This is a genomic window from Bartonella sp. TT67HLJMS (assembly GCF_042193375.1).
Taxonomy (GTDB): domain Bacteria; phylum Pseudomonadota; class Alphaproteobacteria; order Rhizobiales; family Rhizobiaceae; genus Bartonella; species Bartonella grahamii.
In genome coordinates this window covers 169,278-180,569 of sequence record NZ_JBHILP010000001.1, presented here as the reverse complement: position 1 = coordinate 180,569, position 11,292 = coordinate 169,278, and the positions used below count along the sequence as shown (strand labels likewise).

Sequence of the window (11,292 nt, the reverse complement as noted above, 5' to 3'; positions counted from 1 at the left end):
TAGCTTGTTTTTTATAAGCTGGGGAAACAGAGGTGCAATAGATCCTACTTTTTATGATGGCTATGGGTGAAATAGAATTTTTTAAAGAAACATTTCCCAACGCTCGTCACACCCATTTCCCAACAGTGCTTGTGAATGGTATAAGGGTAAAGCTCTCGTGAATAATATAAAACTTATAGGGCACCACTATCTTTACACTTAATAAAAGAGCACGGCGGGATAAAAGAGCACGGCGGGCACCATCATTCTCTCAGTATTGCTCGACAGCTCTGTTCTTGAGACGGTCCATTATAAGCGTTTTTAGTTCTTTCTTAAACGTTTTGTATTCATACGGCTATCCTTCTTTGCAACGTGCAAGAAAATGGTTTTTATTGATTCAACATGAGAGAGATTTGAAATGAGAGAATCTTACGATATTCGGGATTCTAATTTAATATGAACAACGCTAGATGATCATTATAACTCAAAACATTGTATACTAATCGAGATAGATAGACACCTATTGTTAGTTCTATTTTATAAGGTGTTTTAATATGAATGCATTTGAAGAGTTATTATTTGAAATGGGGTATATTTTCCTCATGAGGAGTAGGTGTCTGGGGGGCAAAAAATGATACAATCATGTTTGCTAATTTTTGCGCTACGTGTTGTTTACTCATATGGGGCCATTGTTCAACTTTTTCCTTACTCACGAGATAAACTTGATTTGTATCAGCACCCATGACACTTGTGCCATCTAGTTGAAGAGAAATATCATTAGCAAGAATGAAATCAGCTCCTTTTTCAACACATTTTTTTTGCGCATTGGCAATGATATCACATGTTTCAGCAGCAAAACCAATGACCAATGAGGGGCGATTTGGAGCGTGTCCAATCGTTGCTAAAATGTCAGGATTTTCGACCATATGAAGGGATGGTGGTATTTTATGAGCATTCTTTTTAATTTTGTGTAAAGACTGCGTTTGACTGCGCCAATCACAAACAGCGGCGACAAAAATGGCACCATCAGCAGGCAATGCGGTTTGAACGGCTTGTAACATCTGTTGTGCTGTTTCAACATGAATGGTTTTTACTTCTTGTGGGTCTGCAAGATTAACAGGTCCACAAATAAGTGTTACTTTTGCACCCAAATGCGCAAGAGCGGTTGCGATGGCATGACCTTGTTTGCCTGAAGACCGATTAGCAAGATAACGCACCGGATCAATTGGTTCATGGGTAGGGCCAGAGGTAACGATGAAATGGCGGTCAGAGAGAGGTTTTTCATGCACATTCAAAAGAGCCTCTATGGTAGCGACAATCGTTAAAGGTTCGCTCATGCGCCCATATCCTATCTCGTCACGTTCAGCCATATTTCCGATTTCTGGTCCAATGATATGAACGCCATCTGCGCGCAGTTGTGCAACATTGCGAATAGTGGCTGAATGCGCCCACATGGACGGATTCATAGCGGGTGCAATTAAGAGTGGACAGCGTGCCGCTAAAAGGATGCAATCAGCCAGATCATCTCCTATGCCATTGGCTATTTTTGCAATGCGATTGGCTGTAGCAGGGGCTAAAATAATAAGGTCAGCATTACGTGCTAATCGGATATGTCCAATATCGTGTTCTTCTTCGCGTGAAAATAAATCAGTATATACAGTACCACCGCTTAAAGCTTCAGCGGCTAAAGGCGTAATAAATTTTTGCGCTGCTTTTGTCATCACAACTTTTAAGTGTGCTCCACGTTCTTGTAAACGGCGAATCAAATCAAGTGCTTTATAGGATGCAATACTTCCCCCAATAATAAGAAGGAGAGATTTTGATTTCAATGATTGCACTTCAACAGCACTAGTATGAGAGAGTTGTGTGGTGAAAGGAGTGGGATTGCTTAAAAGGCGTCGGACTTCTTCTTCCATAGAAATACCATTTTGCGCGGCGCGTATGCGCAAAGCTTCTTTGGTTTCAGGAGACAGGTTACGAATAGTAATACTGGCCATAAAATACCTCCAAGAAATAAAATGATTGCAATGATTTCATTGTTGATATTTTTAGCATATTAAGGAAATTAGAAAAGATGAAAAAAGTAAAAAGTGAGACAAACGCAACAAAGCGCAATGATGAAAAGGCTATAACGACCATAACGGTTTCTACGACTTTGTTCGACAGCAAGTTGTTTGAGGGTGGCAGGAGAAAGATTAAAACCTGTTTTTCTCATTTGATCGAAATCTTCTTCTATCCGTTGGAAATTTTGAACCAATTGTGGTGTTTTGCGTGCCAGCGAAAGGAGAGCTTGCGCTCCTTCACTAAAGTCTTTTACAACGCCTACGGGCCCTAAATTTTTACTAATCCATTCTTTGACAACAGGTTCAGAAGCTTTCCACATATTAAAAGTGGGGTCTAATGTGCGGGCAACACCTTCCACGACAACCATCGTTTTTTGCAGCAATAAAAGTTCAGGTCGCGTTTGCATGTCAAATAATTCAGTGACTTCAAACAATAAAGTAAGCAATTTAGCCATGGAAATGCTTTGTGCTGATTGTCCGTGTATTGGTTCGCCAATAGCGCGGTTAGCTTGCGCAAAGCTTTCAATATTATGGTATGAAGGAACATAACCTGCTTCAAAATGGGCGCGTGCAACCCGATGGTAATCGCGGGTAATAAAGCCGTAAAGAATTTCAGCAAGGAAATGCTTTTCTTTTTTGCCAAGTCTTCCTGTAATGCCCAGATCAACAGCAACAATACATCCTTTTGCATCTACAAATAAATTACCAGGATGCATATCGGCGTGAAAAAAACCATCACGCAATGTATGACGAAGAAAAGATTGAATAAGCGTAATGGCAAGCGCCTGCAAATCAAATCCTGCTTCTTTGAGTTTGGAAATTTCGGATATTCTGATACCATCAATCCATTCCATTGTGAGAACATTACGTCCTGTCCGTTCCCAGTCAATACGCGGAACCCGAAAGCCTGTATCATGTTGAATATTTTCAGCCATTTCAGATATAGCTGCTGCTTCTAACCGTAAATCCATTTCAAGGCGTGTTGTTTGTGCTAAAGTATCCACCACACGAACAGGACGAAGCCTTCGAGAGGCAGGGATATAGCGCTCTTGTAAGTGAGCAATGAGATAGAATCCTCTAAGATCTTTAGAAAAACGTGCTCTGATATTAGGACGAATAACTTTTACAGCACATTTTTTCTTATGACCAGTTTCATCACTGTATTCAGCTGGGTGAACTTGAGCAATAGAAGCGGCAGCAATGGGGGGATAAAAATTTATGAATAAATCATCGATAGAGCGACCAAGAGAACTTTCAATTTGAGCAACAGCGGCAGTGCAAGAAAATGTTTGGACACGATCTTGTAGTTGTGACAAATCTTCCGCAATATCACGCCCAACAATATCAGGTCTTGTGGCAAGAAATTGACCAAGTTTTATGTAAGAGGGGCCAAGCTTATTAATGGCATACGAAATATTTTCAGATCGCTGTTTTTTTTTCGTTTTGCGTCGTGCTAATGCACTTGCTATACGATGACATAGCGCTGGAAATCCTTGAAGATCATCATGAGGAAGAGCACTAAAAACACCTTCACGTGCTAAAACCCATCCTGCACGCATCAATTGAAAGTAAGGGGAAATTTGCACCATTTTTAAATTTTCCAACCTGAATGCAGCGCTGCAATCGCACCGGTGAGATTGCGGTACGATACCCGCGAAAATCCTGCATGCTTGATCATATGGGCAAAATCATCTTGCTTAGGAAATTTGCGGATAGATTCAACCAAATAACGATAAGCATCACCATCATTTGCAATAAATTGACCAAGCTTAGGGATAGCATGGAAAGACCAAAGATCATAAATTTTATCGAGCCAAGGCATCTCGACATTTGAAAATTCTAAACATAAAAAACGTCCACCGGGCTTTAAAACACGAAAAGCTTCTCTAAGAGCTTGATCAATATGAGGAACATTGCGAATTCCAAAAGCAATAGTGTAAGCGTCAAAGCTTTGATCTTCAAAAGGTAGATTTTCTGCATTGGCTTCAACAAAATCAATCAGAGGAGAAAGACCATTTTTTTGTGCGCGTTTTTTGCCAACGCTGAGCATTGAGCCATTAATATCAAGCACTGTAGCATGGGCTTTTTGGCGTGAAGCATTAAGAATACGAAAAGCAATATCACCTGTACCACCAGCGACATCAAGAACTTTCCAATGAGAAAGTGCTGGTGGGGAAAGCCAAGCAATCATGGAATTTTTCCACACACGGTGTAGCCCTAAGGATAAGATATCATTCATCTTGTCATAATTTTCAGCAACAGAATGAAACACACCATCCACCATGGATTGTTTTTGTGTTTCATCTACTCTTGTAAAACCAAAAGAGTGCTCCATGCCACCCTTGGCTCCTACACGTTCTGTTTCAACTGCCATGTGTATGACCTTCCTTATTTTTCTTTTATCGTAAATGAAATAGAGAGAGAATGTTCAAATACGAAAAAACAACGTATAAAACTGCGACATTTACACAGCTAAAAACAGAAGAGTACCTTTAGATATCAAGATTGGCAACGCTTAAGGCATTGTCTTGAATAAAAATACGTCTAGGTTCAACTTCATCACCCATGAGACGAGAAAAGAGTGAATCTGCATCGGTTGCATCATTAATTTTTACTTGTAAAAGAGAACGTGCATTAGGATCAAGCGTTGTTTCCCAAAGCTGTTCAGCATTCATTTCCCCAAGACCTTTATAACGTTGAAGAGTAACACCTTTTTTACCATTTGTAAAAATGCTTTCTAAAAGGCTCATAGGACCAAAAATACGCTCTGTTTTATCTTTGCGACGTAAAAGAACAGGAGGATGATATATGTCGATAAAATTTTGGGAAATGCGATCAATTTGGCGTGCGTCAGTTGAATTTATAAGTCCCACATCAAGCGTAACAACATCTTTAACACCACGCAAAATACGCTCAAAACATAAGTTTCCATCTGCTGTATATTGTCCACTCCAACCTTGTTCCATATCATCAGCAATCAGATTAAGGCGGTGTGCTATAGTATCTGCTATTTTTTGCGCTTTTTCTTGTGTTGCAAAGACTTCAAGATTAAAAGCGCCAACAATTGCTGCTTGTTCAACGATATTACGATCATAACGGGTATGAAGACCATCTAAAAGTTGACGTAATATACGAGCATCTTTAGCGAGTTGATACAAATCAGCCCCTGCACGAACTTCTCCCGTTGAAAGCTCAAGCGCTGTTTCTTCTAATCCAGTATCGATCAAGAATTCTTCAAATGCTGCTTCATTTTTAATATATTGGGAAGATTTTCCACGCGATACTTTATAAAGAGGAGGCTGAGCAATATAAAGATGTCCACGTTCAATCAACTCGGGCATTTGTCTAAAAAAGAAAGTGAGCAGCAGAGTACGAATATGGGCTCCATCAACGTCCGCATCTGTCATGATAATAATCTTATGATAACGTAATTTATCCGGTGAAAATTCATCTTTACCGATAGACGTTCCAAGAGCTGTAATAAGTGTTCCAATCATATCAGATGAAAGCATGCGGTCGAAACGTGCTCGTTCAACATTGAGAATTTTACCACGAAGGGGTAAAATTGCTTGATTTTGACGTGAGCGCCCACTTTTTGCTGAACCGCCAGCCGAATCCCCCTCGACAATAAAGATTTCTGATTTTGCAGGATCACGTTCTTGGCAATCGGCAAGTTTTCCTGGCAAAGAAGTGATATCAAGCGCCCCTTTTCGTCTTGTGAGTTCACGTGCTTTGCGTGCCGCTTCACGTGCCGTTGCAGCTTCTACCACTTTACTAATGAGAAGTTTTGCTTCATGAGGATGTTCTTCTAGCCACACTGAAAGACCTTCATTGACCAAATTTTCAACAATAGGGCGCACTTCAGAAGAGACTAACTTATCCTTTGTTTGTGAAGAAAATTTTGGATCAGGAACTTTGACAGAAAGAATAGCTGTTAATCCTTCACGGCAGTCATCACCGGTTAAGTTTACTTTTTCTTTTTTAGCAATACCTGAAGATTCAGCATAGCCATTAATTTGACGCGTAAGGGCACTTCTAAAACCTATCAAATGAGTTCCACCGTCACGCTGAGGAATATTATTGGTAAAACACAAGACCTTCTCATGATAGGAATCATTCCACCATAGGGCAACATCAACGCTCATACCATCCTTTTCACTTGCAATGTAAATAGGATTATCAAGCAGAGCTTTTTTTGATTGGTCAATATATTTGACAAACTCCGTTAATCCACCTTCATAATGCAATTCAACTGATTTAGTATCAGCATGACGCTCGTCAACAAGGAGAATATAAACCCCAGAATTTAGAAAGGCTAATTCCCGTAAACGGCGCTCCAAAGTTTCAAAATCAAACTCAACCATAGTAAAAGTTTCAGAACTTGGTAAAAATCTGATTTCTGTTCCACTTTCTTTATCGCAATCGCCAATAACTTTTAATGGAGCATCAGCCACTCCATGGGTAAATGATATTTCATGAATTTTACCATTCCGTCTGATTTGCAATTTAAGCCAAACGGATAATGCATTCACAACAGAGACGCCAACACCGTGTAATCCACCTGAAACTTTATAAGAGTTTTGATCAAACTTTCCGCCGGCATGAAGCTGTGTCATAATAACTTCAGCTGCAGAAACACCTTCTGTTGGGTGGATATCTGTCGGAATTCCACGTCCATTATCACGAACAGAACAAGAACCATCAGCATGGAGTGTGACGTTTACAAGAGTAGCATGACCGGCTAAAGCTTCATCAATAGCATTGTCTACAACTTCATAGACCATATGGTGTAAACCCGATCCATCATCAGTATCACCAATATACATACCAGGACGTTTGCGTACAGCATCAAGACCTTTGAGGACTTTGATAGAAGAAGCGCCATAATCATCACTTTGTGCCGCTGAGGTTATTTCATCACTCATAAGTTAGTCCATTCCTGTGTTCAATTTACAATATTTCATCTGCTTTTTTAAGCTCAATGTTCTGATCAGTTATTTATGGAATAACCACATTAAACATTTACCGTATATCAGAACTAGATTCAATATCTGTCGATATATAATGAAGAGAATGATGAAATGAGATTGTACTGTTATATCGTAAAACTCCGTCATTTAGGGCGGTGATATAAGGAAAGTAAGCACTGCCTTGATACATTAAGTATTTTTAAAGTGCGTGGTGAATATTCGGAGCAGGGTTGATTTGTATAATCTTTAGTTAAATTTTGTATAATCTTTAGTTAAATGAAGCGCATGAGTGGATAGCCCCGAGGAATTAGTCGAGAGAAGCAGGATTGTCTAGACGTCAACGCTAATAGGAATCCTTTTCCTTTGAGGGTGGGGATGAGGTCAATTAAGCTTTTACAATAATGATGCTATTTATTTTGTTTATTTTTGCATATGCGTAATGTTCCAAAATTAGTTATGCATTTTTGTGTTAGACTAACAAAGGTTTTACTTGTTTTATCCATAAATCAATTTTCAATTCTAATGCTGCCGTATATTTAAAACAAAGGTTACGAGCTCTCTAAGCAGCTCAAACTTTTGTATGTTAGATTGAGGAGAAAATACTGTGTATATTAGACTGTGTATATTGGTTTGTGTCATCTTTAAAATGTGGAAAATAGTAAAGGCGTAAATGTAAAAGCACGTTTCCACTATCGTTCTTTATATTCAGTTTTAAAACTTTTAAAAACGTCTACGGCGATGTTTTTAAATAATGAGGGTGATGACGCATTGTCTTACGCTTTTGTTTTTCTCATTCCTATAATGGAGGTTACGTCCCTCATTTAAAACAAAACACCATTGCGCTGTTATTCACGCGCTTCTTTAAGAAAGATCTCTCAATGTTCCTAAACTCATTTTACAACGATGTTTGAATAGTATAACGCAAAACACCCTGTGAATACTACAAGATTCATGTCCCTCATTTTGCCCATATTGACAATAAGGCGCAAACCAGCATCATCATTTTATTTTCCGGTTCTTAAATGTTGATGCAACCTTAATGTTGAGAAAACCCTCGGCATTTGAAGGGTATTTTTACTCTTTTCTTTAATAGTATCTATATGCTCCCTCTGGTTGTGATACGCAAGAAAATGGTTTTGATGTTTTCAATATAAATAGATTTGAAATAACGTTTTTTATTCAACATATAAATTATCATTATAAATCAGTATATTAATATTTTAAGATACGCGGGATATTTTGATAAAATAGAGTATGCCACTAAAGTATCTACAGCTTATTTCTTATATTTAAAAAATCAAATCGCCTTTCTCTAAAATTACATTTTTATATATTCATTTGGGAAAATTAACACCAAAAGCTTAGGCATTTTCAATGGTTTTTAAAAATAGCAAGAATTTTATTTATTAAACGCCAGATATTTTGGTGAAGAGCATTAGATAATAATCGAGAAGAGTTGCGTCTTAGTTTTGAAAAATGGGGGAGAGATTTTGAAAATAAAAAAATCTATATATGTAAAACATCTTCAATTGTGTTTACGGTACTTTTTATTCAATAATCCATACAATATTTTTATTCGTACTTTATTTGTAACAGGGGGGATTCTATTTTCCTCTTACGCGGGAGCTGAAAGGTTACCTTCTTTTTTTGATTCGCATGAACATTTGGTACAACCAGATACAACGGATATCCTTCGTTTGCGTTTTGTAACAACTTTTGATTTTCCTCCTTTTAATTTCCTTGATCAAACGGGGCATCTTGCAGGTTATAATATCGATTTATTGCGCGCTATTTGCTCAAAATTAAAATTAGAAAAGCTTTGTGAAGTAGAAGTAATTCCTTGGAAAGAGCTTGTAGAACATGTTAAAAATGGTGGAGCAGAAGTCATTATTGCGGGTTTAAAAGAAACAAGTAAAACCCGGCAAGATCTTGTTTTTACAAAGTCATATTTGCGCTTTCCAGCGCGATTTGTTGCTTCTCGACTTTTAAATCTCGATGAGCCAATAAGCGATCAATTGGTACATTTAACCAGTGGTGTTTTGTCTAAAAGTATTCACGAAAAGCTCTTTCATCATTATTTTCCTAAAGCAAAATGGCAAGGATTTAAAAAGAGAGAAGAACTCTATAAAGCATTACAAGAGCGTAAAATTGACCTTATTTTTGATGATGGATTTTCTTTATCGTTATGGTTTAAAAAACAAAAATCTGTTGATTGCTGTCATTTTGTTGGGGGGGCATATATGGCGCCACAGTTATTGGGACAAGGAATGCAGCTTGCTGTTGCAAAAAAGAATGAAAAATTGGTTGATATACTCAATTATGCGCTGAAATCTCTAGAAGAGGATGGTAAACTTACAGAACTTTATTTGCGGTATTTTCCAATAAGTTTTTATTGATGTATAGTTTTTTAATTAAGAGCTGTTAGTCTTTCTGTGCCTAGTCGATAGGAAATAGCTTCTGCGAGATGATAGCGTGAAAGATTATCTGATTCGTCAAGATCAGCAATTGTGCGTGCAACTTTGAGAATGCGATGATAAGCGCGTGCAGAGAGGTGCATTTTTTCACTTACATCTCGTAAGAGTATGGTCGCACTTTTATCAGGAATGGCAATCTGTTCTATAATTTTGGCAGGGCAATCGCCATTGGTGCGAATATGATCAAACCCCATTGTTGCAAAACGTTTAGCTTGAATGGTACGGCATCGTGCGACGCGTTTGGCAACATCGCAGCTTTTTTCTGATTGTTCTGGTTGCATAAGGTCCATAGCTGTCAAAGCAGGGACATCGATCCGTAAATCAATTCGGTCAAGCAGAGGACCAGAAATACGGGACTGATAATCGATTTGACAGCGTATTCCTTTAGCGCAAACATGGTCTTTTTCGCCTGCCATACCACAACGGCAAGGATTCATTGCGGCAATGAGTTGAAAGCGAGCAGGATAGCTAATATGGTGATTAGCGCGGGCGATAACCGATTCCCCACTTTCTAAGGGTTGACGAAGAGAATCAAGAACCTGCGGAGAAAATTCAGGCAATTCATCAAGGAATAACACACCATTATGGGCAAGGGAGACCTCTCCCGGTCGTCCTTTAAGTCCCCCACCAATCATTGCAGCCATGGAAGCAGAATGATGTGGGGAACGAAAGGGGCAATGAAGTGAAATGGTATTATGAACCGTTTCTCCTGTAATAGAAGCAATCAGAGAGACATCTAAAAGCTCACGGCTATCAAGAGGTGGCAAAATGGAAGGTAAGCGTTGCGCTAACATAGATTTCCCAGCACCAGGAGGTCCTACAAACAAAAGGTTATGGCGTCCAGCAGCACAAACTTCTAAGGCACGTTTGGCTGTTTTCTGTCCTTTGATTTCGCAAAGATCTGGAAGTTCAGTTTCGATAGTATATTGGCGCGGTTGTGGACGTTTTTGAATTTGGGTTCCTTTGAAATGGTTGACTATAGTGAGCAGAGTCTCTGGGGCAAGAATATTTATTTCTGCATTTGCCCAAGCAGCTTCAGGCCCACATTGGAAGGGACAAATCAGTCCTTTATCGAGTGATAAAGCTGTCATGGCAGCTGGTAAAACACCATTAACAGCGGTAAGTGAACCATCCAGTGATAATTCTCCCAAAATGATATAGTCTTGTGCTACTTCAGGAGGGAGGATTCCCATAGCAAGCATTAAGCCTACGGCGATTGGCAAATCATAATGCGAGCCCTCTTTAGGCAAATCAGCTGGTGCAAGATTAATCGTAATCCGTTTAGTAGGCATAGAAAGTCCGCAAGCGTGAAGGGCTGCTTGCACACGTTCACGGCTTTCTGCAACTGCCTTATCAGCTAATCCAACAATAGCCATTCCTATTTTACCAGACGAAATCATAACCTGTACATCGACAGGGACTGCTTCTAGACCGCGAAAAGCAACAGTTGTAACACGTGCGATCATTTATTTATTTTCCCCCTTCAGACTTTGTAGAGACAATCATATCTATGCATAAAAATCAAGAAGCATCTCTATGGTTTTTTTTATAGAGAGATCTACATACATAGGCAGTTTTTTAGCGTTCTCATGGAAAGTCATTTGTACAAATTTAACCATGATAGTATGGGACGCAATAAAACATTTATAATAAGCTAAATAAATATGTTAAGAAAAAAGAATGAGGCTGTTCGTGTTATACAACAGTGCAAAATTTTATGAAAATATAAGGGGAGGGTGACGTTATGTATCGCAGAGTGTTATTTGATGTGATAAAACGTGTAAAATGTGCAAAGTAATCACATTT

The 11,292-nt window shown here is 38.8% G+C and carries 6 protein-coding genes; 1 reads left to right on the top strand and 5 read right to left on the bottom strand.

Translation table 11 applies throughout. From position 1 onward, the window contains the following. Positions 1-554: 554 nt before the first annotated feature. The 4 genes from coaBC to gyrB all read right to left on the bottom strand — a co-directional run bounded on the left by coaBC (position 555) and on the right by gyrB (position 6,967). The gene (gene coaBC, locus ACFIJQ_RS00610) at positions 555-1,976 is read right to left on the bottom strand and encodes a bifunctional phosphopantothenoylcysteine decarboxylase/phosphopantothenate--cysteine ligase CoaBC (RefSeq protein ID WP_375628007.1); all 1,422 of its coding nucleotides are present in this window, start codon (positions 1,974-1,976) and stop codon (positions 555-557) included. 68 nt (positions 1,977-2,044) lie between these two features. After that, a complete protein-coding gene (ubiB, locus tag ACFIJQ_RS00605; RefSeq protein ID WP_375628005.1) occupies positions 2,045-3,631 on the bottom strand; it encodes a 2-polyprenylphenol 6-hydroxylase in 1,587 nt (528 codons plus the stop codon). 2 nt (positions 3,632-3,633) lie between these two features. Continuing rightward, positions 3,634-4,416, bottom strand: a complete 783-nt coding sequence (ubiE, locus tag ACFIJQ_RS00600) for a bifunctional demethylmenaquinone methyltransferase/2-methoxy-6-polyprenyl-1,4-benzoquinol methylase UbiE (RefSeq protein WP_375628003.1) — start codon at positions 4,414-4,416, stop codon at positions 3,634-3,636. 118 nt (positions 4,417-4,534) lie between these two features. Continuing rightward, the gene (gene gyrB / locus ACFIJQ_RS00595; protein WP_375628001.1) at positions 4,535-6,967 is read right to left on the bottom strand and encodes a DNA topoisomerase (ATP-hydrolyzing) subunit B; all 2,433 of its coding nucleotides are present in this window, start codon (positions 6,965-6,967) and stop codon (positions 4,535-4,537) included. 1,535 nt (positions 6,968-8,502) lie between these two features. Between gyrB and ACFIJQ_RS00590 the strand changes: the two genes are divergently transcribed. After that, complete coding sequence (locus ACFIJQ_RS00590; RefSeq protein ID WP_375627999.1) at positions 8,503-9,408, top strand: transporter substrate-binding domain-containing protein; 906 nt, start codon at positions 8,503-8,505, stop codon at positions 9,406-9,408. An 11-nt stretch (positions 9,409-9,419) separates the two neighbouring features. Here ACFIJQ_RS00590 and ACFIJQ_RS00585 read toward each other — a convergent pair whose 3' ends face one another. Beyond that, positions 9,420-10,952 carry a YifB family Mg chelatase-like AAA ATPase gene (locus ACFIJQ_RS00585; RefSeq protein WP_273787517.1) on the bottom strand — a complete coding sequence of 511 codons (1,533 nt, stop codon included), beginning with the start codon at positions 10,950-10,952 and terminating at the stop codon, positions 9,420-9,422. Positions 10,953-11,292 lie beyond the last annotated feature (340 nt).